Below are 23,163 nucleotides of genomic sequence, written 5' to 3'. Positions count from 1 at the left end.
CGCTTTCGGACGGGCGGCACTGCCAAGTTGGTCATGAGATTTCGCCTTTCGGTTTTCGGGTGGGGGATCCTTCTCGGTCACTCCGTGGGGAGAATGCGCAGGCCGGCCGCATAGGTTCGTAAGCGGGTGTAGTCGCGATCCACGTGGGCCGGGTCCTGATGGGCCAGCAGCGCCCAGCCGAGGCGTAGGGACGACAACAGGTCGGAGGTCGCCTGGACACGGGTGCCGTTGCGGACGTTGTGGTTCAGACCGCGGCAGGTTGGGAGGGTCTGGATCTGCTCGAAGGCTTCGGCGTTGGTGACAATGCCGCTTTCCCTGGCAAGGAACATGGCCACCTTCACTGCGCGGCGCAGGGTGAATCCATCGGGATGGTCACGTTCTCCCTGCAGGTGCCGCACGAGCAACCGGACTGCGCTGTTGCCGGTTGCCAGTTCGGCGGCGGCGGCCATCCCGCTGCCGGCGATGCGTGAGTTGACCTCGACGAGCCGGGGGCCTTCCGGCGTGAGTATCACCTCGGTGTGTGCCGGTCCGAACCTGAACCCGAGGGCGTCCAGGGCCTGTTGCACGTAGGCGATCAGCTCCGGGACGTGAGGGGCGTCCATCGCCAGGAAGTCCACGTCCTGGTAGACCGCGAAGCTGTCACCGTTGGTCACTTTGGTGTAGCGGCACACGTCGGTTACGAAGTGCCGACCCTCGGCGGTGAAGGTGTTCACGACGTACTCGGGGCCGATCAGGCGCCGTTGGAGGACGACCTCCTCGTTGAGTACGCCGGTGGCGTTGGTCCTGCCGAGCAGTGCCTGGACAGCGGACCGCCAGCCCCGACCGCCGGGAGCCAGCGTCACACCATCACTGGAGACACTGGTCGCTGGTTTGATCACCAGGTCATGTCCGGCGATGTCATCGCGCCGCACGAATCCGGCCGCCTGGTCCGGCTCGCGGACGCAGACGGTGGGGGTGACTGGCAGGCCTACGGCGGCGACTGCGGCCATCATGTGGCCCTTGTGGTGACGGCAGTGGGCGAGTGAAGGGAGATGGGCAGTCGTCGGTGTGAGTTCTGCGGCGAGTTGGTCGGCGAGCCGCACTCCGCTCTCTGAGCCGGGGACCACGGCAGCGACGCCCAGCGGAGCCAGTTGCCGCACGAGGACGTTCGGGTCGGTGTTCTCCACCCAGTGCTTGTCGAAGTCATTCGGGCGGAAGCTGGAGGTGAACTGCTCGGCCGGGAAGGGGGTGGAGCGGACAGCGACGGGTGAGAAACCCGCCCTGCGCAGGGCGGGCGCGTACGAGACTCCGGAGGAGTACGGATCGACGATGACAACCGTGCGCTTCGTCATGCGCCTGGCCCACCCGGGGTCGGCAGCGGCGCTGCCTCCAGGACTGCGAGGAGCGCCCGCCGGTCGATCTTGCCGTTCGGGGAGAGCGGCACCCGAGGGAGGGCGACGACCCGGTCCGGCGACTGCGGTCCGAGCGCCCGCATCAAGGCCTTGCGAACGTCCGACACCGAAACTTCCGGACGGACTTCGACGCACAGCACGATGGTGCCGCCCGTGGCGGGAGCGGTTTGCACGCAGCCGGCCAGCTGGACACCGGGAAGCCGGTTTGCTGCCTCCTCGATGGCGCCGAGGTCGACGAACACCCCGCGCCGTTTGACTCGTGCGTCGAGGCGTCCCTTGATGACCAGGTGACCGTTGTCGTCCAGCGTTCCGAGGTCCTGGCTGTGGAAGACAGTCGTGCCCGCTGTGCGTGTCAGAGCGGCGTGGTCTTCGGGTGACGCTGTGCCCTCCAGGTAGCCGAAGGAGCCGTCGGGGGTTTCGATGCCCACGCGGAAGACGCCGCCTGCGGGTTCGAGGGTCTGCAAGTGCGCTCCGGGCAGGGGTTTGCCGACTGGTTGCAGGCCGGGGCGGCGGTCGTGGGGCACGTGGTAGAAGAATTTGGCCAGTGTCGTCTCTGACGGCCCGTAGAGGTTGCCGACTTCGGTGTGCGGGGCCGCGCCGCGCCAGGCGTCCACGTGGCAGGCGTGCAGCGGTTCGCCGGCGAACAGGGTCCACCGAAGTCGGTCCGGGCGGGCACGGGGAGCCGCTGCGGTCCAGCGTGCCGCCAGGCTGGGGACGGCGTGCACGACGGTGACTTCGTGGTCCTTCAGCCAGGGAAGGACGGCACGCTGGTCGGTGCGGGTGACGGCGTCTGCGGCGATGAGTTGTGCGCCCGCGGTGAGGCCGACGAACAGTTCGCGGAACACGACTTCGAACGTCGGCGGGCTGATCATCGCGATGCGGTCGGCGGGGCGGACAGAGAGAGCCGAGGTTTCCCAGTCGACGAAGTGCAGTACACCGCGTTCCTGGGCGACGATGCCCTTGGGCGGGCCCTGGGTTCCGGAGGTGAAGCCCAGGTAGCCCGCGTCGGCAGGCAGCAGCTTCGGGTTGGGCGCCTGTTCGGCGATTTCGGGGGTGTCGCATACGTCCATCGACAGGGCCGGACGGGCTGCGGCCAGAACCGCTGTGCGGCGGCTTGCGGGGGAATGCGGGTCGATCAGCATCGGCACTAGTCCGGCGGCACGGACGGCGAGGAAGGCGGAGGCGAGGAAAGTGGGGTCCGCCACCCGCAGGGCCACCACGGCCCCAGGGGGTGGCGCGTACCCGCGCAGTAACCCGGTCCAGGCGTCGGCCCTGTCCATCAGGTCGCGGTAGCTGAGGGAGGCCCGCGGCCCGGCGATCGCGATGTTTCCGCCGCGCTCGGCTGCGACTTGGCGTACCCGGCTCATCAGGACGGAGTCCGTTGCCGGGCGATTCGTGGTGAGCATTCCGGTGCTCACGCGGGGTGTCCCGTGGGGGCGAGCAGTGCCGTGTGGATTTCGCGCAGGTCCTCGGACGCGTAGATGGTGAAGACATCCACGCCTAGGCCGAAGCGTTCTTCCAGCAGGAGCGACAGATGAGCAGCTGTCAGCGAGTCGCCGCCTGCGTCGAAGAAGTTGCTGTCTGCGGTGACTTGCTGGTGTCCGACGATTTCCGTGACGAGTTCGATGACCTGGCTGAGGTCGGGGACCGTGTGGCTCATCGGCCTATTCCTCTCCATGAGTGCTGGTGCTGGTGTCGTTGACGGGCAGGTAGCGACGCTGTCGCAGGATGAGCCCGTCGGAGGACAGGGTGAAGACATCGGTGAATTCCACGGCGGCGGCCGGGTGCCGGGTGTAGGCGGTGCCCACTACGGCGACGCGGTGCCGGTCCGCGATGATGTCGTGGATGTGATGCTGGTTCTGTCGCGGAGCCAGTTGCGCGGCGCGATCCAGTACCTGTGTCCGGCCTCGGCCGCGTAGGAAGCCCGGAGCGTCGATCTCCACGTTGGTGTCGAGGAGTGAGCCGTATCCGTCGATGTCGCCGGTATCTGCGTAGTGGTAAGCGAGCTTGATGTGGTCGACTCCGGCTGCGGTCAGGGCCGCCGTCGACGGTTTCAATGTCCGCCTCCGGTCGGTACGCGCAGGTCGTGGGCGGCGAACCGGAGCTCGGAGGTGTACCGCTGTCCGTCGGGGCCGGTGAGCCAGAGCTGGTTCGGGCCGGGGGCCATCTCGGTGAAGGTGAGCGTGGCCGCCTCGTCGGCCGTGCCGTCCTTGGCGGTGCGGCGGGCGCAGGCGGCGAGGAGGTCGATGAAGACGGGTGCGGTGAAGTCGACGTAGAAGGGTTTGGTCTCCACGGGGGACTTGACGAAGACGTGGCGGGGCAAGCCGAGTTGCGAAGCCCAGCGGCGGGCTGCGGCGAACCGTTGGGGCCCTTCCGGCATGCGGGCGAAGTCCAGTTCGCTCGCCGGTACGCGCCAGCCCTCGCGGGCGAGGACGACGTCGTCCACCAGAATCCGAGGGCGGTGGTGCCCGATGGGGAAGAGACTGAAGTGTCGCAGCATCAGGGCTTTCAGTGCCTCACCGAGCAGGTCGATCGCGTCGAATTCCGTGGAGCTGCCCGGTGTGGAGACGACAAGCCGGCCGTCGCGTTCGTGGACGACCGCGTCGGCGGCCAGGACCGTGGTGCCCGCTCGCGGGAGTGGTGTTTGCGGCATGACGGCGAATTGGCAGTCGGTGGGGCGGAAGAGGGCCGGGTGGGACCGCGCGGTGAAGGGCGGACGGCTCTCCGTGGGCAGCACCGGCATGAGCCTCGGCCCGGGGAAGCTGGCGTCGAGGCCGGCGTGCAGGAGGCCCGGTGTGGGGTGGGTGGCGGCTATGGAGATGTAGTCGAGAGAGTTCATCGCGGCGTGAACCTCGCCGAGTACGAGGGTGAATCGTCCCTGGCGGACGTCCTCGTCGCTTTCCGCGGCCACCATCACGTCGGGACAGGACAGTCGGGCCTGGCTCCACCCGGGTCGGGGGGCGTCGAACAGTTCCTTGAGCGCCGGTTCCAGCTCTGCGGCGGTGTAGGCGGCGTGGGGCGCGGCAGGGTCGTGGTTGAGGACGGTGTTCCAGCGCCGGTGGAACTCGGCGACAGTTTCGCGGACCACGGTGTCCATGCGGCCGCCCAGCAGCGGCAGGCAAGCGACCCAGAACGTGGCCGCGTCGACGGCGTCGGCCCCGTGGTGGCGCTCCTGGGCCGACTGGTAGGCCGCACGCAGATCCGGTTCGAGTTGCTCGCGAATCCGCCATGTCAGCCAGCGGATGCTGTCCAGCACGCCGGTGATCGGGCGCATCGCGTGGGTGAACCCGGCTCCCAGTCGCATGACGAGGTCGCGGCGGCACTCCAGGTAGGCGAGCGTTCGGCCGCCGTATGCCTGGCCGTCGTGCCGGGTGCCGTGGGCTCCGGTGAGTTGCTGGAAGATCTGTTCCAGCCGGTCGTACTCGGGCCGCAGCTCGGCAGGTTTGTTCCAGACGGCCTGCAGCCGCCGACGGCCGTCGATCAGCTCGGTGACCTGGCCGACTGTCTCGGCTCGAATAGTTTCGTCGTCGATTCCGCTGAGCAGGGCGAGCAGGTCCTCCTCGGCGGTCAGGGAGGTCGGGAGTTCGAGCCGCCAGATCAGCAAGCGCTTTTGGCGGAGCCGTTCGAACAGGGCGAATGCCTCTGTCTCGTTGGTTACCGCAAGCTCGGCCCGCTCGACCAGGTGCTGGGCGAGCTGTCGGGCGGTCATCATGCCGTCCGCCATGGTCAGCACCCTGGCGGAGCACTCGTCCACCGGTTCGCCGCTGCCGTCGGGCAGGCTGATCCGGTCGCCGTCGAGGCATGCCATGGGGCTGCGCCGTGGGCGCAGCCAGGGCCTCAGGTCGTGCTTCTCCGCCACGCTGCGGGCGAGTGTGTCGACCGCCCACCGCTCAAGGTAGACGGTGGCCTCGGCGACCAGGTCGTTGCCCGGATCGGCGCGCATGACCTCGTCGTCGTCGCCGACCGTGGCCCAGGCCGTCGGCCCGAAGAACCCGATGGACTCGTTCTTGAGGCAGTACCGTTGCCAGTACGTCGCAATGGCCCGTTCCCGTGCACGGCGCTTGTGGTTGGCGGGGCGTTTCTCGGCGCGCTGGCGCAGGAACGGATCGACTGCGGTGTGCAGGAAGTGGGCGTTCTGCCAGCCGACTGCCAACCGGAAGAGCTCGGAGTTGGCCACTTCGGCGAGTTCGTGGCTGGTCCGTTCAGCGGCTTCGTTCCACGCTCGCAGGAAGGCGTCCTGGGAGCCGGCCTCGTCTGTCGCGTCAGCGAGGGCTGCGAGCCGTTCGTCGGCGAGGCGTTGGACGGCCGACGCGGGGAATCCCGCGCCACGGACCATGGCCGTGGGCCACAGGGCCCATTCGCTCTCGCCGATGCGGGCCTGCTGGGGCTCTATCATCGGCTGGCTCCCGCAGGGGCGGGCAACTGGGCGGCAAGGTGGTGGGGTGCGCGGTCTGCAGCGAGGGCGCAGGGCCTGTGGGTCAAGGTGCCGGCGGTCATTGAGAGTTCCTTCCGCTGTCGAGGTGCGGCTGGTGCGGCAGTGGGGAGCGGGGTTCAAGTCCGTCGAAGTGGTTGGCGACGTGGGCGAGGTCGGCCAGCAGTTCGGTGGAGGTCAGTGCGGCCGGTCCAGGACCGGGGCGCAGCGGCATGGCCCCGACCGAGAGCCAGGTCAGCCGTCCGGTCCGGTCGATGCGTGAGACGGCCCGGCCGGGGTTGTCGGGGTGCAGGCAGAACGGCACGTCGAGGTAGCCGCGGCGCAGTGCGCCGGTCAGGGCGGCGCCAACGTCCCGGGACAGTTCGAGCGTTGCCTCGATCAAGGTCCGTGCATCGTGCAGGACTGTGTGAATACCGTCGTCGTTTCCGGGTAGGGGGTTGCCCGCTGCCGCTGTGAGATCGTCTGCGGCGTCAAGTAATGCCGTGGTGTTCTCGGCCACTGTCGGAATGCGGTGCGCCTCGGCCCCGGTTTTGACGATCAACCGGTCGGCGTGCCCTTCGACGGCCAGCCGGGCGGCCTGTCTCCTGAGCCGCCGTGCGCCGTCGGCGGTGGCGGGGAACACTCCCATGTACGTGTAGAGCACGATGTGCCAGTCGATGTCGGCGAGGTATTCGCCGGCCAGTGTCCGCAGTGCCGTGAGCGCCTCGCGGTCCTGTGCGTGGTGGGTCTGCTGGGTGTAGCTCAGGGAGACGCTGCGCAGGCCGTGTTGCCGGAAGAAGATTCCTTCCAGGATGCTGACGGCGATGAGGAGTTCCGGCGGGCACAACTGGCCCATGAGGCAGCCGCCGAAGGTCTCCAGGTGTGGCACTGTGTCCGGGCCGTGCAGGGCCGCGAGCAGTTCGCATGTCCTGCGCCAGTTCTCCACGGACTCGGCCGCGGGGAGTCTGCTGTAGGGCAGGCAGTACGACAGCGGGCCGCCTTCGGTCGCGCAGAGGCCGGCGTCCGTCATCGCGCGGACGATGTCGAGCGGCGCTGGGCTGCCGTGGCGCACCTGGATCTGGAAGCCGTCGTCGGCGAGTCCCTGAGTGATCTTCCTGGTGGTCTGCTCCCCAGCGGTGACGAGGGGATAGCCGTTGAGGTTCTCCCCGGCGTCGAGGGCCGAACGCAGGGCGGCGTAGTCCCCCAGCCGGGTGTAGCTGTCGACAGTGATCGTCCCGGCGGTCGCCGCCTTCAATGCGGCCACGGCTGCCAGTCCTGAGCGCATCAGAGCCGGGTCGCTGAACCCCATCCGGGGCTGCACCACGATCTCACCGCGGGCCCGCGCTCTGCGGACGACGCCTCCGAAGTCCTGCTGGGTGGCGGTTGTCATGGCTGGCTTCCCTGCACGGAGTCACGCACGCCGCGCGCGAAGGTCTGGAAGCGTGCGACTGCTGCTGCGCCCTCGAACACCGCGGTGAAACCCGCGCGGGTCAGCCGCCTCCGGCGCGTGGACAGGCCGCTCTCGCCGTCGGTGCCCAGCTTGCCGCCGACAGCGGTCGGCAGCGCGGCCAGTTCCGGCACGGTGCGCAGACGTTTGATCAAGCGCTCCGCGTCGATCGCGCCGTGTCCGTTGACGGAGCTGAGCACCAGCAGATGCGGGTTCCGCGTGCGGCAGGTCTCGATCAGTAACTCGTCGGGAACACATGCGCCGACGTTGTGGACGCGGTAACCGGTCTCGGTGAGCAGCAGCTCGAGGAAGATCAGGTTCCAGGTGTGCGCGTCGGAGGACACCGTACTCACGACGGCGGTAGGGGAGATTGTCCGGGGCATCGTGCACTCCGTACGAATGAGATGGGCGTTGCCGGTCACGACGCGTAGTCAAGGGTTCCGTGCCGGCGGCCGCGCCGGACGAGTGCGGTGACCATGAGCAGACAGAGAGTCAGCCACCCGATACCGACCAGCGCTTCCCACGCCGCCGGGAACAGGGCGGCCTGCCACTGGCCGGTCACGGCGAGACGGACCGCCACCAGCCCGTTGGTCAACGGGAGCACGGATGCCACCCAGCGCATCGGTTCCGGGTAGAAGTCCAGCGGGACGTTCACCCCGCACAAGGTCATCAAAGTGACCAGGCCGACATTGGTGACGATCGTCTGGATCGAGCGGAAGCCCAGGAGCAGGCTGCCGGCAAGGATGCCGAAGCAGTACGCGGAGGCGGCGACCACGGCGATCAGGGCGATCACAATTGCGGCTCGCGGCCAGGGCAGCGGCATGCCGAACAGGTGGGCAGTCACCAGCAGAGCGCCGGAGGCCGACAGGGTGCCGTCAAGGATCAGGTAGGAGCCGCGGGCGGTGAGTACCACCGCTGGATGGGTGGGGCCGGCGGCCAGCAGCGGCAGGGTGCCGGCGTTGCGCTCCCAGCTCACCATGTTGACGGCGTACATCCCCACCATCGCGGCCAGCAACACCGCGTTGCCGACGAGCAGGAACTGTGTCTGGCCGGGATCGCCGAGCATGCGTCCGATCAGGGCGAAGAAGCTGACCTGGGCGACCACCCGGACGAACCAGTTGGTCAGCCAGGTCTTCCACGTGAAGATCGCCGTGTAGTCTCGGGCGCCGAGCCAGAAGGCACGGCGGATGATGAGCAGCAGGTTCATCGCAGCCCCAGCTCTCCGGTGCGGCGCACCTGTCCGAGGATGCGCCGCAGGACGGTGTATCCGGCGGCCAACGCGCACGTCCCGAGCAGCGCGATCATGACCATGCCTCGTACCGGGTGGGGAACCGGGCCGGTGGCGATGCTGGCCCGCAGCAGGTCGGCGGACCAGGACAGGAAGACGGCCTCGGACAGCGGCTGAAGCCAGCCGGGCAGCAGCGCGATGGGCACCAGGATCCCGCTGAGCACGTAGAACGGGAAGCTGGCCGAGTTCGAGAAGGTAACGGCGTTGCGGGCCAGTACAAAGGTGGCAGCCATCAGCAGCGCGGTCGCTGCCATCGCGAACAGGGTGAGCGCGAAGGAGCCGGCGAAGACGCCCCAGTGGCGTACCGCGACGTCGCCACGCAGCACGTAACGGGCGAACAACCAGGTCTCCGCGAACGCCGCGACCCCGGACAGCATGGTTGCGCCGACCCGGCCGAAGACCACCGCCGCGAAGTCGGCCGGCGCGGACACAAGGTATTCAAGGGTGCCCTCCCAGCGGTCCGTCTGGATAATCCATCCGCCGCTGAACAGAGCGAACCACCACAAGGACATGTAGAAGGGGGTGAGTGACACGGCACCGACCAGATCGGTCCGCCCGTTGTACCTCATGATCATTGCGAAGATTCCGCCGTAGAGCGGTGCGGTGAGCAGCGGGACGAGCAGGTCGGGATAGCGGCGGTAGAAACGCATTTGGAGAACAAACCCGGCGCGGACGGTGCCCATGGTCAGACCTCCAGTCCTCGGTCGCCGATGAGCCGCACGTAGACGTCCTCGAGGGAAGGCCTCAGTGTGCGCAGCGACGTGACGCCGTGGTCCGCCAAGAGGTGCAGCAGGCGCGGGAAGTCGTCCTGGGAGCGGACGAGGATCCGGGTGGTCGCGCCGTCGGTGGTGACGGAGGTGACGCCGGGGACCTCGGCCAGGGTGGCAGCGAGGGCGGCATCCGCGCTGTCCAGTTCGAGACCCTGTACGGCCGATACCAATCCCGCCACCGCATGTGGCGAGCGGGTGGCGACGACTGTGCCGTCCCGTACGAAACTCACCCGGTCGCAGAGGCTTTCAGCTTCGGTCATGTCGTGGGTCGCCAACAGGATCGTGCGCTGCTCGTCGCGCAACTCGCCTATGAGCTTGCGGAATTCGCGGGCGGCGACCGGGTCCATTCCCATGGTCGGCTCGTCCAGGAACAGCACCCGGGCGTCCCCTATCAGCCCTCGTGCCAGGTGTAGCCGCTGCTTCATGCCGCGCGAGTACGTCTCGACCCGCGCGTCCGCCTTTGCCGCCAGGCCGAGCCGTTCGAGCAAGTGCTCGGTGCGCGACCGCAGCACCTTGCGGGGGACCTTCTGCAGAGCCCCCCAGAACTCCAGGTTCTGGCGGCCGGTCAACCGGGTGTACAACCCGCGGTCGCCGCCCATCACGACACCGATCAGCTCTCGTACATCACGGCCGTGGCGTACGACGTCATGGCCACAGACGGTGGCCTGACCGGAGGTCGGCAGGAGAATGGTGCTCAGAATCTTGACCAAGGTGGTCTTGCCTGCCCCGTTCGGGCCGAGGAGGCCGTGCACCTCTCCCTGGGCCACGGTCAGGGAGAGGCCCTGGAGCGCACGCACAGGGTCCTTCCTCTTCCGTGGGTACTCCCTGACAAGGTCCACCGCTGCTATCGCGGGGGTCCCCGCGCTGTACTGCAGTTCGGGTTCCGGGACGCCGAACGGGGCGAGCGTCACCGCGTCCCGGGTCACTACGGTCATCGGATTACTCCTTGAGGGCCGTCCCCCGAAGGGGCGCCGAGGTCGGCAGGACTCAATCTCCGGTGTCGCCCTATCGGCCCGGCATCCCAGCACATCCACGGCCGCCGACAGGACCGGGATAGGGCCGTGATAGCGAGGGCATGTGGCCGCGATGGGCACCTGGCCCATGCTGGTCGCAGCAACGCCGGACGGATTGCGGAACGGGTTGCGAGACGAACCGCCACATCGAAGGGGTACCGAAATGGCCGTCAAGAAGTTGTTGGTTGCCGCGGCGGCTGTCGTCGGGCTGGTCCTGGGCGTCGTCGCAGGAGTTCAGCACGGCATGGAGCAGGGCCTGGCCGCCGTGACGCTCGCCGGCGGTACGCCCGATGGCAACACGCCATGGACGTGACGAACTACTCAGGAGCGTTTCCGCAAGCAACGCACGGCCTGGTGCTGGGCATCCAGCGCGTCACCCGCCGCCGTGAGCATGCTGAAGACTCAAGTCCCTTTCTTTAAGCATGGAGACCGATGCATTCCTCGACTGTGATAAAGGGCCCACTTTCCTGGCAGCAGGAAAGGGCTCTCGCGCGGGAGGCTCAAAACGGCCAGGGTGAGGCCTTCGTCACCACTTTCGCCATACCCGATACGGTCACGGATGACGAACTCGGTCGACGGCTCATTCGGATGGTCGACCGGGAACCCAACCTGCGGGCCGTCGATGCCGACGCAGGAGGGATTACCTACGCAAGCAGCGTCGATCCTCCGTTGCGGCACGAACAGTGTTCCGAGGCGCAGGAGATACGCACGTTCATATCTGAGCAGAAGCACATCCGTCTTGAGCGTGGCAAGAGTCCGCTGTGGAACCTCACCGTCGTTCGGCATCAGACGGTGGATGGACGGCCGGTACGTACGGCAATCGCCGTCTTCGACCACCTGATTGCCGACATGGGCAGTGCGGCTCTGCTGCGTCGGGAGCTGTGTACCGGTGCGGAGGGCGCACCCGGGAAGGGTGCAGGCCAGTACCACGCCTGGGTAGCCGAGCAGCGCAGAGAGTTCGATCCCACCGCCGATACGGACGCCCGCAGGTTCTGGCTGTCGCATCTGGGCGGCACATTCCCGACCCACGCGACTCCACTGCCCGGAATCGCCGATGCCGAGCCTGGCCAGGGGAGCGGATCGATTTGCCTCAGTGGCCACGTCCCGGTGTCGTCCGCCGCTCTTCGTGCGGCGTGCCATAAGAACCGGGCGACGCCGTTCATCTTGGTCCTGGGAGCGGTGGCAGCGACAGCAGCGCAGAGTTCGGGCGCTGATGAAATAACACTCCAAGCCGTCACCAGCGGGCGTACGGCCCGATCTGCAGAGACGTTCGGATGTCTAAACAGTTCGATGCCGATCCGACTTCGCCATCCAGATCTCGGCAATTTCGACTCCGCCGTATCGGTGGCAAGCGCTGCCTGGCAACAGGTTCTCCCATACCAACACACTCCTTGGGATTATCTTTGGGAGGTTGCCGATGTATCGGATGGGGCAATGCGTGGATGGGCCGCCTGCCGACGTGAGCTTATTGTGAATTTCATGCCCGCGCCAGTAGAGGGCATCAGCGAGCACGATGTTGCCGACCAGCGGAGCGACCGGATCGTCGAGTACCTTTCGTTCGAGATCTTTCCGCTTGCCTCGGGCGGTTTCATGTTCCGGATGGCTTTCGATCCATCGGACATGGAGGTCGAGAGCGTCCGTGACCTCCTGCAGCGCGTGAAAAATTCCTTCACCGACCGGGTTCAAGCGCTCCACTAAGAGCGTGCCAAAGCGCTTTCCGGACGGAAAACCACGCCTTGCCGGTCTTTAACCTTGGGCCTCGGCGAAGCCCGGTCGCCGTGACCCTCGCCAGCATCACGCCCTCGACAACACGCCGAGGGCGTGACGGACTGGCATTTGCCTGCTGGTGTCAGCCGATTGCCGTCATCGGCTTGCCAATGACGGCAATCATGTCTGCCCGTACAGCGGTGGCCCCGTTGTGGTCACGGATCCGCTCCCGAACCGTGGCTGATTGCGAGTAGTTCTGGACGGCCTGTTCCACTCGGCGCAGATGGACATTGACCCTGCCGAGATCGTGCAGCACATACCCCTCGCCGACCAGGTCGCCGCTCGCCCTGACCATGGCGAGGACCTCAAGCAGGGTCCGTTCCGCAGCCTCGTACTGCTGCTGGTACATCAGCATCTGGCCCAGCCGCCGTAGCGCGAGGGCTTGGCCCCGTTCGAAGCCGACTGACCGGCAGATCCCGAGGGCCTCGTCGAGATAGGAACGGGTTCGCGTGAAGTCTGCTCGCCGCATCGTGATGTGTGCCATCTCGCCGAGCACGTGCGCCCGGCCGATGACGTCCTCCGCCCGCACGAAGTTGCGCTCAGCGTTCTCGTAGAGGACCAGTGCCTGATCGTCATCACCGCGGTGTCGCTTGATGCGCGCCAGGTCACGCAGGCACAGCGCCTGACCGCCTGCCTCCCCGGCACGCTCGAAAATCTCCAAGGCGGCGCTCAGGTAAGGGCTTCCTGCCTCGTGCTCGCCCCGTTGCAGGTACAAAGTACCCAGCGAGCCGAGAACCGCCGCCTGGCCACGTTCGTTGCCCGCCTCCTGTACCGCGGTCAGCGCTACCCGGTGCGTGCGCTCCCAGAGGTCGGGATAGCCACGGGCCTCGAACAGCGTCACCAGAGTGGTGGCCAGCTCCCAACACACCTCGTCCAGCCCGGACCGGGCCGCCAGCTCAACCGCGTTCACCAGACTGCTCTGCTCACCATCCAGCCACTCAAGCGGGTCGCGGAGGGACCGCCGGACGTAGTCCTCCGGCGGATGCCATCGTTCGGCCCGGCCCGACACGATCGTGTACGCACCGCCGTAGATCTCCTTGTGCGCCCGCTCCGCGAGCGCCATCCAGCCGCCCACCATACGCCGCACCGCTCCGGCGCGTTCCGCTTCGGGAATCTCCGCGGTCAGTCGTTCGTGCGCGAAGGACCGTACGATGCGCGACAGTCCGCACCGGAACTCCCCGCCCTGGTCCATGGCGGTGATATCGAGCAGCCGCATGTCGATGAGCGGTTCCAGCAGGTCAGCGGGGTACGGCGTGCGGTCGTCGAGGAGGGCGGCACCCAGCCAGCTCGGAATCACCCTCCCCTCGGCCAGGCTGAGCAGGGACAAGAGGCGACGGTCGGCCGCCGCCAGGCCGTCGTAGCTGAGCGAAAGACTTGCCCGGATTGACAGCTCGCCATATGCCAGCTCGTCCAATCGGCGTTGCTCGTCCTCAAGGCGATGCCACATGGAGGTGAGTGACCAGTGCGGGCGCGCAGCCAGGCGCGCGCCGATAATACGCAGCGCGAGCGGCAGCCCGCCCACCAATCGTATGAGGACCCGCGCCGCCTCCGCTTCCCCTTCCACACGATGCTCCCCGATGATCCGCCCAAGGAGCCGCATTGCCTGCTCCGGGACCAGCGGCTCCACGTCGAACCGGCGTGTCCCCGGCAAAGCCGCGAGCTGACCCCGGCTGGTGACCAGCACGCCGCTGCTGCCGGTCCCGGGCAGCAGCGGCATCACCTGCGACTCACTCACCGCATCATCCAGCAGCACCAGGAGCCGGCGATCGGCCAGAAGACTGCGGTACATCTCCGCACGCTCGTCAAGCGAATCGGGTATGGACTCGCCCGGTATGCCCAGAGCACGGAGGAACCGCCCCAACGCCTGAACCGGATCCACCGGTTGTCCACCCGGCCCTCTAAGTTCACAGTAGAGCTGTCCGTCCGGGAAGTACTCATCGGCCAGTCGGTGCGCCACGTGCGTGGCCAGCGTGCTCTTGCCGACACCAGGCCTGCCAAGCACCAAAACCACGCTTAGCAGTCCCCTTTTCTGCCCTCGAGTGACGGCATCGCAGACCGCCGAAACGATCGTGTCGTCGGCTACGAAATCGCCGATATCGGCGGGCAGTTGCCGGGGCGTGACGACCGGGCCGGGATCCGCACCAGAGTCTTGCACCGCCTGAGAAGGATGCGTCGTCAAGGCAGAAGGCGGTTCGGCCGATTCGGCTAGTACCAGGACGGGGTCCTCGGTCAGGATCGCTTGCGCCAGGTCGCGCAACTCCCTGCTCGGGTCCAGGCCCAGTTCCTCGGTGAGCAATTCGCGGCCCTGGTGGTATGCGTCCAGGGCCTCCGCTTGCCGACCCGAGCGATACAACGCCATCATGAGATGCCCCCGCAGCCGCTCACGCAGCGGATGACTAGCGACAAGCTGGTGAAGCTCGCCCACCAGATGCTCGTGGCGACCCAGCTCCAGCTCCAGCCGCATACAGGTTTCCACTGCTTCCAGGCGGATCTCGTCTAACTTGGCTGCCGTGCCGGCCAGGACTTCACTGGGCACACCGGCTAGGCACCGTCCCCGCCATAGGTTTATCGCCGAGCGGAGCGTTTCCACCGCAGGCGCCTTCAGACCGGCACGGGCCAGGTCCTGTGCCTTGATCACCAAGCGACGGAAGTTGCCGAGGTCGCTTGCGTCCTCCGGCGCCCTCAGGATGTACCCGTGGGCGCGGGTCTCGATGGTGGCATCGACTCCCCCGTCCGACAGCGCCTTACGGAGCCGGGACACGCAGATCTGCACCTGGGTTCGTGCGGTCTTCGGCGGATCATGAGGCCAGATCACATCCACCAGATAGTTCGTCTCCACCACCCGGTTCAGTTCGAGCACCAGTGCCCCGAGGACGATCTCTTGCCGCCCTGGTGCCACGTACACGGCCCACAGCTCGCCGCTCACCTCAAGCGGCCCGAGCACCCGGAAAGGAGCCGCCGCTACGCTGCTGTCGCCGTAGCCTGCCGAGTCTGCCATGCACGACCTGTCTGTGTGGTACCGGCCAGGCCATGCGGCCCGGCTTTGAACAATTTGGCGGAACCCGCAACCGTTGACCCTCATAAGTGCCGCCGCGGTCAGAGATGCGTGCCTGACATGAAAGGTTGCATAACTAGTCGCGGAGATCATCAGTATCTGGCGGTAGGCGGGCGGTGCGTGATCGAGGCCCCGCGGCTGGCACTGGCACCCGTGGTGACCGCCACGCTGCTGGAATGCTCATGGTTCACGGGTTTCTCGTCTTTCGAGTGCGTGGTGTCTACATCAGCTCGCGTTTGCCCCGCCTCCGGACCGGATCGCGTCCAGTGCGGATTCAACCGGATTCGAGGCGCATTGATACCGGCAAACGCCTACCGATAATTCGTCCGCCTCGAATCAGGAAACAGCGTGGTCCAGCTGCGCGACCCACATGGTGGGCAACGGCGACTGACGGCTGCGCGGTGCCGTACTCCGTGTCTCACGGGTGCCACGGGTCACGATCGTGCCAGGCGTGAGCAGCCGTTTCAGCGGCCTGGGCCGTTCAGCGGCTAAGTACAGGGAAACCTGTCGCGAACCGGATGTTCACTGCCGGTCGGGACCCGGAATGGCGGCAGCGACCGTGCGACCGGTACAAGCCCGGCAGCGCAGGGCCTTGCTGTGTCAGAGGGTGCCGGTGAGTACCGAGGCGGCGAGTTCGGTGCGGGAGCGTTTTCCGGTGCGGGCGAACAGCCGGGACAGGCGGTTGGCCACTGCGTCTTCTTTGGTGTGTAGGACGGTGGCGATTTGACGGTTGGTGAGCTGTTCGGCGATCAGCGTGGCAAGCAGGTGGTCGTTCTCGGCGGTGGCCTCTCTGCGGCCGGGGACGGTCAGTCCGGCCTCGCGCAGCGCGGTCCTCGTGTGGAAGCGCCACAAGGCGGCGCCGGTCAGGCCGAACAGTTCATACGCCTCGTGCAGCAGCGCGGCCGGGACCGCACCCGCGGTGGCGGCCGCCACCAGGGTGGTCGCCGTCTCGAACGGCAGGCCGCGGGAGCGGGCCAGTTCCACCGCCTCGCACAGGTGTCCGCAGGCGGTGTCGGGGGCGTCCTGGCGCAGGACCCGGGCCGAGGTCAGGAGATACCTGAGCCGTGCCCGTCCGCTGCCCATCCGGGCGGCGATCCGCTCCAGGCGTTCCAGGCAGGTCAACGCCTCGGCTGTGCGTCCCGCTTCGGCCGTCACCTCGGCGAGCAGGGCCCACAGCGCTTCCGTGCCGTAGACGTGGGCGTGCGTCTGTGCCGTGTCCAGCCCGCGGCGCAGAGTCTTCTCAGCCCCGTCCAGGTCGCCGAGGGTTCTGAGCACCTCTGCTTCGGCGGCGTTTATGGAGTACGCCGGCGGAGCCTCCTGTGGATTCCGTACGCTTTCCAGCACGCGCAGGGCACTGGTGGTACGGCCCCGGGCGAGGAGGATGGCCGCGGTCGGCGCGGGGAGCGGAAAACTGTCCGCCGTAGGAGCCTGGATCTCGTTGTTTGCCAGCAGCGGACGGGCCGACTCCAGGGCCTGGTCCCACCGGCCGGTGAGGTGGTGCCAGAGGAACCGGCTGAGCGGGGGCAGTACCTCCACGGTCAGCCCGCAGGTCTCCAGCAGGGTTTCCGCCGCGGCCAGGTCCCAGCCGTGGGCCAGTTCGTCGAACAGGGCCACGGCATTCGAGTACACCTCCTCGGGGGGCAGCTCCGGCGCCTCCCGCATGGCCAGTTCGTGTCGGAAGGGCTCCGGCCGGCCCAGCGCCAGTTCCGCCGCTGCGCTGAAGATTCTGGGCTTCGCACGGGCAGGTGGGCTGGTGTTCCATACCGGTTCCGTCCGTGAGAGCAGCTCCCGTGCCTCCTGCCACCTCGCCAGCTGGACCAGGGCCAGGGCCTGGCCGCACACCCTGGCCAGGGCGGGTATCGGCAGTTCGTCCCACCAGCGTGCCGTCGCCAGCCGGGACAGCTTCGGCCAGTCCATCGCCTTGGCCGTCTCCGCCACGAAAAGGCAGGCCGCCTCCTGCAGTGCCAGTTCGGTCAGTGCTTCTCCCGGGTTGCGCAGCATCGTTTCCGCGATGGTCCGCCCGGTCTGGTGGTCGCCCGCCGTGTAGGCGGCCCTGACGTAGCGTTGCAGGGCCAGACCGCGGGCCGCGGGCTGCTCGATCAGGTGGGCGGCGGCCCGGAACCACCGGAGCATCCCCCGCCCCTCGGTGTCGGGGACCACCTGTTCGGCGGTGGCCGTCAACTCGGCCACCGCGCGTTCACGGTCGACCAGGATGCCCGCGTCCGCGATCCGGTCCGCCAAGTAGATCTGCGTTTCCGCCTCGTCGAGCAAGGCGGCTGCCCGGCGTATCGCCTGCCCGGCGCGCGCCGCGTCCGCGTCCGCCCAGAGCACCTCGACCGCGATGGCGGACAGCCGGCTGCGTTCCATCGGCCTCAGCCGTTCCCGGACGGTGTGTGCCATCAGGGGAAGGCGGAACGTCCAGCCCCGTGGCGTGGTGCCGTCCGGGCCGGGCAGTTCGTCGACGACCCCCGCCTCGACCAGGCCGCGGACACCGGCGTCGACAGCATCGGCGGACATCCCTGTCCACACCGCGATCAGCTGAAGGGCCGGCCGGCCGAGCGGCCACAGGATGCTCAGCGCCGCGGCCACCGCGCGACACGGCTCGCCCAGCGCGTCCAGTGCCGTGACGAACCGGTCGCCGTCCGGCATCACCGGAACCGGCGCCCTCGCCACGATGAAGGCGTGGCCGTCGGCGACCCGGATCTCGCCCCGCCGTGTCCAGCCGGTGAGCAGGGCGTCGACCGCCCCCGGGACCCCGCGGGTGAGCTCGTGTGCCCGCCGGGCCAGTTCGGCGTCGGGCACCGCCCGCAACCACCGCGCCACCAGCGCGGTCACGTCTTCCGGTCCCAGGCGGGGCAGCACCACCATGCGGACGCCCGCGACGTCTGCCATCTGTTCCACGGCCCCGCCCACTCCGCCCGCGCTCCGCTCGACGTGCCGCGCCGCCGACACCACCAGCCGGACTTCGGGCACGAGCCGCCGGAAATCGATCCCGAGGAGCACGGCCACGGATTCGGGATCGGCATGTTGGGCATCGTCGACCAGCACGGCCACGGGCCCGGACTGGGCAAGAGCGGCGCGGAGCAGCGTGTCCATCGCCCGCCGGTCGCGCCGGTCGACGGCGGACAGCGCCCGCGCGACCGGTTGTCCGGCAGGCAGCCTCCGCTCCGCGGCCAACCGGTGCGCCTCCAGCGCCATGACCAGCCGTAACGCCAGCAGCAGCGGGTGCTCACCGTCGCCCGGCGCACAGTCCACCGCCAGCACGGCAGTCCCTTGCGCACGCAGCCGCTCACCGACCGCCTTCAGGAACGCACTGCGGCCCACGCCGTGTTCGCCCCGCACGAGCACCAGGCGGGGACCGTCAGGGTCGCTCAGGAAGTCGTGGCTCTGCTCCAACTCGCGCTCGCGGCCGAGCAGACTGTCACCGGTGCGGTCCAGGCCCGCGGGCGTACCCCAGCCGATCAGTTCGTTGGTGTCCGACCATGCAGCCACTGTGCGGTACTTCCTTGTTCAGAGATATGCCCGGGCGGACAGTGAACGCGGCCACCTCCGGCTGTGTGCCCGCACCCGGCCTTTCGTCGGTGTGCGGACATTATGAGCGTCGTCGCCACGCCGTGAGCCGCCAGGGCCTGGGCGCGCCAACTTCCGGCGCCAGAAGTGCCGTTCATTTCCGGCCGGGTGGAAGGAACGGAAAGTGGCCAGGAGCCATCTCTCCTCAGGGTTGAGGAGAACGAGCGGAGCGGCACCGTGCGGCAACAGCGTGGAGCGGTCATCGGCAGAGACGGCGCGGTCCGCGACGTAGTGGAGGCCCTGCGCGCCACCGGTGAAGCGGCCCGTGCCCTGCTGGTCACCGCAGAGGCGGGGATGGGCAAGACCGCGGTACTGGAGCAGGCGCAGCGTGCGGCAGCCCAGGCCGGCGCCGCAGTGGTGCGGCTCGGCTGGGAAGACGAAGACGCCGAGGACACGGCCGACGCGACCGTCCTCGACGCAGGCTGCGGCCTGACCGTCGAGGACCCCTACGGCTGCCTGCCACCTCTCACCGCACTCCGCCGAGCACAGTTGCGCACCGCCGCGCGGGAGGGCGGGGCGAGCGCGCTGTCCGCCTTCTCCGAGGCACTGACGGAGGCATCCCGCCAGACCCCGTTCGCGCTGGTAGTCGACAGCGTCGAGCGGATGCCGCAGCACAGCGCCAACGCTTTGGCGCTGCTGCTGCGGGTCTTCCGCCCGCGAGGCATACCCGTGGTGATGGCCGGCCGGCCGAGGCCCGCGGCGGAACCCGTCCGCGCCCGCCTTACGGCCGCAGCCGACCAGGTGCTCGAACTGCCCCCACTGCAGCCTGCCGACGTCGCCACGCTCGTCAACATCCACATCACACGGCGGTTCGGCCGTCCGGCCGAACCCGCGCTGCCGGATGCTGTGTCGCGGGCGCTGGGCACACTGGCGGGCAACCCCCGCGCCGTGCTGTCGGTGCTCGACGCGCTGGACGAGCAGGACCTGCTGGAACTCGACGGCCGCTCATGCCTCGCGCTTCCGGAAAAACGGCTGCGCTTGGCCACCGGGACGGCCGAGCTGCTCCGCTTCGGCTGGCCCGACACGCCCGCGGACTCCAAGACCATCAAGGCGGCGATCGTCACCGCCCATGTACTGGACCACGCTGAAGTGCACATCGACGACGCGTTCACGATGACGCCATCGGCTGGCGCCCGGTCCCTTGAGCACGCACTGGACCGCCTGATCAAGGACGGGATCCTGACCGTGGACCCGCAGGGCCGCCTGTCATTCGCCGTCCCGGCGCTCGCCGCGGCCTTACGGACCCTGCCCATCCAGCGCGACGTGCAGGGCAACTCCGCCCGGTACATCAAGCGGTTGGCTGACGAGCTCGGTGCCGAAGCCACCGGCCGCGGCTACCCGAGGCTGGCCGATCGCGTCGCAGCCTCCGGCCCGCTCCTAGACGATGCCCTCGCCGTGCCGCTGCTGCTGGCCGCAGCCCGCCAGGAGGCCGGGACCAACTGGCCCCGATCGGCCCGCGCTTACGCGGCCGCGCTTCACCGGCTCACACCACAGGACCCGCGCACCCGTGGTGTGCTCCACGAGGCGAGCAGCCTGAGCCTGCGGCACGGCGACCACGAAGGGCTCCTGGCGCTCGGTAAGCCGCTGCTCGCCCTCCTGGACCCACCGCATACCGAACACACCGAGGGCGTCGAGAAACCGGCCTGCCTGTCGAGCATTGCCGCCGCATGGGTGTGGGCAGCCCTTCACGAACACCGAGCCCCTTGCGCCGATAGCATCCACCCTCGCTTCGGCAAGGTCGCTGACCGGTTTCCCGCCGCGGCCGGGCTTGCGGCACTGGGCGGCCTCTACAGCATCGGCCCGCTGACAGCTCGGCCGACAGAGGCCTCCCGCCACATCCTGGACACCTCCGGTCCCGGACACCGCCGCATGCCGCTGCCCAAGCCCACCGAACTCCACCTGATGACCGCCGCGGTCGGCAGCCACACCGAACTGAGCCGCGCGCGGCAGCACATGCCCCCCGACGCCATCGACGACCACACCCTGGACCAGCTGCGCAGCGCCGCCGCATACGCAGACCTGGCCGGCGCTCTCGCAGCAGTCCTCGGCGACCGGTATGTCGCGGCACCCGAGGGCATCGCCGTCCAGTACCGGGGCATGGTGCGCGACTACCTGTCAGGGGATTGGGACGCCGCTCTGGCGGCCGCCCGCCGCATCGAGGTGCGCAGCCGCACCCACGCGGCGGCGGGCACCCCGCACCTGCCACGGGCGCTGGCCGCGGAGATCCACTGCACGCGCGGGGACGTCGCACGCGCCACAACGTGGCTCGACCTGGTCCCCGACACCCTCACTCATCCCTTAGCCGCCCGGGCGCGGCTGGCGGTCCGGTACTGGTCGGGCCGACGAGAGGAGGCGCTGGAGGAAGCCTGGCACGACGCTCGGCAGGCACGAAAGAGCGGCCAGCTCGCCGGTGTCGAGCGGCTGCTGCTGCGCATCCTGTCGCTTGCCGCCGACTCGGATCAGCCGCACACGGTCCAACAGGCCCTGGAGGAAGTGGAAACCCTGCACGAGGAGGCAGCCACCCCCATGACCCACGAGGCCCTCCTCCTCGCACGCGGCATCGCGCACCACGACGCGGACAGTGCACTGACCGCCCACCGGTTGATCAAGCTCCGAGGCGACGTACACCTGAGCGTCATCTGCTGCCTGTGCCTGACACGCATCGCCGACGACCCCCGGCGCTGGCTGACCGAGGCCGTACACAACGCCCACACCCTGGGTCTGGGACGCCCCTTCCGCACCGCAGTCACCCGTGCCGCACAACAGCGCAACATCCCCGTACCGAGACTCCGCCAAGGCCACCACAAGCTGACCGAACCCGACATCGCACTGGTGCGCATGGTCACTGACGGTGCGAGCAACCGGCAGATCGCCGCAGAACTCGCCTGCAGCCCCAAAACGGTGGAACAGCGCCTGACACGACTGTTCCAGCGCACAGGCTCCCGCTCCCGGAGGGAACTCACCGCCGCCTGGCTCAACGGAAGCCTCACCACCTCCGGCACCGTCTGCGATCCTCCCAGCCCCCACAGCGCGGACGACCACTGACCCGGCGGACACCACCCCATGCTCCCGAGCAGGCCCCCACTGACTCTGTTCAGAAAGCAGTCCGCCGTACCGCCGGTTTACGTGCCCCGAAGCCGAATCCCGAACCGACGGCGTCAGCCGGTGCCGCCGGTACGTGTGGGAGGTGCGCAGGCGTTTCGGAGGTTGTACTCAACCAAGCCGTCTTGATCGACGGTGGAGGTGTAACGCAGCGCCGCGCCGACGGACAGGCCGAACAGGTCGCACAGGCGGCGGGGGTCGCCACCGCCAAGTCCTGTCGGTCAGTGAGCCGGGGGTTCCAGCCCGTCACGAGACCAAGAACACATATGACCCAACGTTAAAACAAGCCTGGCCGTACCGCCTTCACGGGTTTTCCTGACCGACGAACTCAAACGTGGCGACGTTCCGGCCGCCGACTCCCTTCGGGCGGGGACCGGCATCCCGCACCAACCCTTGAGCCTTGAGCGTCTTAAGGACGCGCTGCACTTGGCCGGGCTTGAATCCGGACGCCTCAGTAATTTCGGCCATAGAGAAGGGGGCTTCGAGGGCGCGCATGACATCCTCGACAGCCTTCGCGGACTCGCCGGGCTTGTTCCGCTTGGGCGCGTTCGGGTCGACGGGGCGCCGCCCGGCGGGCAGCTTGCTCTTGTAGGTTCCTTTAGCCATGTCGGCGATGTGTGCGGCACGGTCGCTCGTCAGGCCGATCATCGGGCCGATGCGCTCGTACTTGATGCCGTGGCCGCGATGCAGCGCGAGCACGTCGTTCGAGCGAACCCATGCCAGGTGCCGGCTGCCGTCGTTCAGCGCGCCCTGGGAGAGCAGGTACTGAAGTCGCTGGGCCCGCTCCAGCGTGCCGGCGCCTTCCAGGAGTGGCGTGAGGAGCGTGTCGAACGGGGCGGGTAGGACCGCTTTCTCCTCGATGGCGGGGTCTTCTCGGGCCGTCTTGATCAGGCTGTAGACGCGGCCTCGGGTGACGCCGAGGTCGTGGATCAGGTCGTCCACTGTTCTGCCTGCGTCGCGGAGCGCGAGCACGTCGAGAGCGCGCAGGGCACCCATGGACTTCTGTAGGTGGGGCCAGGCGTCGAGGGCGCGAGTGAGGCGCTTGGTTCGGTCGACGAGCTGGTCCACCTCGTCCAGGTTGGGGTCGAGCGCGGTAAGGGGGTCGAAGTAGTCGGCAAAGATTTCGGGCAGCTTCGGGGGCTCCATGTCCACACATTACAACCCACCCGGCGTGCATGTCAATCGGGACTACGCGAATCCATGAAGGTGCGGCCAGACCGACGAGAGTAGCCGACCAGCAGCACCCCCGTACACGATGGACCCCGCCACATCCGCCACCGGAAAAGCGAACAGACGACCCAGCCCGAGCAGGTGTGCGACCTCCGCACCCGCTCGCCACCCGGCTCTAC

16 protein-coding genes are annotated in these 23,163 nt (G+C 68.3%); 3 read left to right on the top strand and 13 right to left on the bottom strand.

What is annotated here, in order from left to right:
- Positions 1-77 precede the first annotated feature (77 nt).
- The 10 genes from EF387_RS23465 to EF387_RS23420 form a co-directional block, all read right to left on the bottom strand.
- Positions 78-1,331, bottom strand: a complete 1,254-nt coding sequence (locus EF387_RS23465) for an ATP-grasp domain-containing protein (RefSeq protein WP_128378561.1) — start codon at positions 1,329-1,331, stop codon at positions 78-80.
- Positions 1,328-2,797, bottom strand: a complete 1,470-nt coding sequence (locus EF387_RS23460) for an AMP-binding protein (protein ID WP_155589782.1) — start codon at positions 2,795-2,797, stop codon at positions 1,328-1,330. The genes EF387_RS23465 and EF387_RS23460 overlap by 4 nt, the downstream gene beginning before the upstream one ends.
- A gap of 8 nt (positions 2,798-2,805) precedes the next feature.
- A complete protein-coding gene (locus tag EF387_RS23455) occupies positions 2,806-3,051 on the bottom strand; it encodes an acyl carrier protein (RefSeq protein WP_128378559.1) in 246 nt (81 codons plus the stop codon).
- Between the two features lie 4 nt (positions 3,052-3,055).
- The gene (locus EF387_RS47125; protein WP_162467189.1) at positions 3,056-3,448 is read right to left on the bottom strand and encodes a nuclear transport factor 2 family protein; all 393 of its coding nucleotides are present in this window, start codon (positions 3,446-3,448) and stop codon (positions 3,056-3,058) included.
- On the bottom strand, positions 3,445-5,787 hold the full coding sequence (locus tag EF387_RS23445) for a lantibiotic dehydratase (RefSeq protein WP_128378557.1): 2,343 nt from the start codon (positions 5,785-5,787) through the stop codon (positions 3,445-3,447). The genes EF387_RS47125 and EF387_RS23445 overlap by 4 nt, the downstream gene beginning before the upstream one ends.
- Positions 5,788-5,884: 97 nt before the next feature.
- The gene (locus tag EF387_RS23440) at positions 5,885-7,192 is read right to left on the bottom strand and encodes a methylaspartate mutase (protein WP_128378556.1); all 1,308 of its coding nucleotides are present in this window, start codon (positions 7,190-7,192) and stop codon (positions 5,885-5,887) included.
- On the bottom strand, positions 7,189-7,632 hold the full coding sequence (locus EF387_RS23435) for a cobalamin B12-binding domain-containing protein (RefSeq protein ID WP_128378597.1): 444 nt from the start codon (positions 7,630-7,632) through the stop codon (positions 7,189-7,191). Before EF387_RS23435 ends, EF387_RS23440 begins: the two co-directional genes overlap by 4 nt.
- Positions 7,633-7,667: 35 nt before the next feature.
- The gene (locus tag EF387_RS23430; RefSeq protein ID WP_128378555.1) at positions 7,668-8,456 is read right to left on the bottom strand and encodes an ABC transporter permease; all 789 of its coding nucleotides are present in this window, start codon (positions 8,454-8,456) and stop codon (positions 7,668-7,670) included.
- Positions 8,453-9,220, bottom strand: a complete 768-nt coding sequence (locus EF387_RS23425) for an ABC transporter permease (RefSeq protein WP_128378554.1) — start codon at positions 9,218-9,220, stop codon at positions 8,453-8,455. The genes EF387_RS23430 and EF387_RS23425 overlap by 4 nt, the downstream gene beginning before the upstream one ends.
- A gap of 2 nt (positions 9,221-9,222) precedes the next feature.
- A complete protein-coding gene (locus EF387_RS23420) occupies positions 9,223-10,242 on the bottom strand; it encodes an ABC transporter ATP-binding protein (RefSeq protein WP_128378553.1) in 1,020 nt (339 codons plus the stop codon).
- A 241-nt stretch (positions 10,243-10,483) separates the two neighbouring features.
- Here EF387_RS23420 and EF387_RS46750 point away from each other — a divergent pair, with 241 nt between their 5' ends.
- On the top strand, positions 10,484-10,633 hold the full coding sequence (locus EF387_RS46750) for a hypothetical protein (protein WP_155589781.1): 150 nt from the start codon (positions 10,484-10,486) through the stop codon (positions 10,631-10,633).
- Positions 10,634-10,752: 119 nt separating this feature from the next.
- Complete coding sequence (locus EF387_RS23415; protein WP_128378552.1) at positions 10,753-12,018, top strand: condensation domain-containing protein; 1,266 nt, start codon at positions 10,753-10,755, stop codon at positions 12,016-12,018.
- Positions 12,019-12,169: 151 nt separating this feature from the next.
- Here the strand turns inward: EF387_RS23415 and EF387_RS23410 are convergent, their stop codons facing one another.
- Both EF387_RS23410 and EF387_RS23405 read right to left on the bottom strand, forming a co-directional pair.
- The gene (locus tag EF387_RS23410; RefSeq protein ID WP_128378551.1) at positions 12,170-15,085 is read right to left on the bottom strand and encodes an AfsR/SARP family transcriptional regulator; all 2,916 of its coding nucleotides are present in this window, start codon (positions 15,083-15,085) and stop codon (positions 12,170-12,172) included.
- Positions 15,086-15,742: 657 nt separating this feature from the next.
- Positions 15,743-18,634 carry an AAA family ATPase gene (locus tag EF387_RS23405; protein ID WP_128378550.1) on the bottom strand — a complete coding sequence of 964 codons (2,892 nt, stop codon included), beginning with the start codon at positions 18,632-18,634 and terminating at the stop codon, positions 15,743-15,745.
- A gap of 255 nt (positions 18,635-18,889) precedes the next feature.
- Between EF387_RS23405 and EF387_RS23400 the strand changes: the two genes are divergently transcribed.
- Entirely contained in the window at positions 18,890-21,757 is a 2,868-nt protein-coding gene (locus EF387_RS23400; RefSeq protein ID WP_128378549.1) for a helix-turn-helix transcriptional regulator, read from the top strand.
- Between the two features lie 360 nt (positions 21,758-22,117).
- Here EF387_RS23400 and EF387_RS23395 read toward each other — a convergent pair whose 3' ends face one another.
- Positions 22,118-22,960 (bottom strand): helix-turn-helix domain-containing protein, encoded by an 843-nt coding sequence (locus tag EF387_RS23395; RefSeq protein ID WP_128378548.1) that lies wholly within the window; start codon positions 22,958-22,960, stop codon positions 22,118-22,120.
- Between the last annotated feature and the right edge of the window lie 203 nt (positions 22,961-23,163).

The organism is Streptomyces cavernae (assembly GCF_004023625.1).
GTDB classification, from domain to species: domain Bacteria; phylum Actinomycetota; class Actinomycetes; order Streptomycetales; family Streptomycetaceae; genus Streptomyces; species Streptomyces cavernae.
This window is presented reverse-complemented; position numbering and strand designations above follow the sequence as displayed.

Coding starts and splice junctions, on each gene's coding strand:
- EF387_RS23465 (WP_128378561.1), bottom strand. CDS start 1,331: ATGACGAAGCGCACGGTTGTCATCGTCGATCCGTACTCCTCCGGAGTC.
- EF387_RS23460 (WP_155589782.1), bottom strand. CDS start 2,797: ATGCTCACCACGAATCGCCCGGCAACGGACTCCGTCCTGATGAGCCGG.
- EF387_RS23455 (WP_128378559.1), bottom strand. CDS start 3,051: ATGAGCCACACGGTCCCCGACCTCAGCCAGGTCATCGAACTCGTCACG.
- EF387_RS23445 (WP_128378557.1), bottom strand. CDS start 5,787: ATGATAGAGCCCCAGCAGGCCCGCATCGGCGAGAGCGAATGGGCCCTG.
- EF387_RS23440 (WP_128378556.1), bottom strand. CDS start 7,192: ATGACAACCGCCACCCAGCAGGACTTCGGAGGCGTCGTCCGCAGAGCG.
- EF387_RS23435 (WP_128378597.1), bottom strand. CDS start 7,632: ATGCCCCGGACAATCTCCCCTACCGCCGTCGTGAGTACGGTGTCCTCC.
- EF387_RS23430 (WP_128378555.1), bottom strand. CDS start 8,456: ATGAACCTGCTGCTCATCATCCGCCGTGCCTTCTGGCTCGGCGCCCGA.
- EF387_RS23425 (WP_128378554.1), bottom strand. CDS start 9,220: ATGGGCACCGTCCGCGCCGGGTTTGTTCTCCAAATGCGTTTCTACCGC.
- EF387_RS23420 (WP_128378553.1), bottom strand. CDS start 10,242: ATGACCGTAGTGACCCGGGACGCGGTGACGCTCGCCCCGTTCGGCGTC.
- EF387_RS46750 (WP_155589781.1), top strand. CDS start 10,484: ATGGCCGTCAAGAAGTTGTTGGTTGCCGCGGCGGCTGTCGTCGGGCTG.
- EF387_RS23415 (WP_128378552.1), top strand. CDS start 10,753: ATGCATTCCTCGACTGTGATAAAGGGCCCACTTTCCTGGCAGCAGGAA.
- EF387_RS23410 (WP_128378551.1), bottom strand. CDS start 15,085: ATGGCAGACTCGGCAGGCTACGGCGACAGCAGCGTAGCGGCGGCTCCT.
- EF387_RS23395 (WP_128378548.1), bottom strand. CDS start 22,960: ATGGAGCCCCCGAAGCTGCCCGAAATCTTTGCCGACTACTTCGACCCC.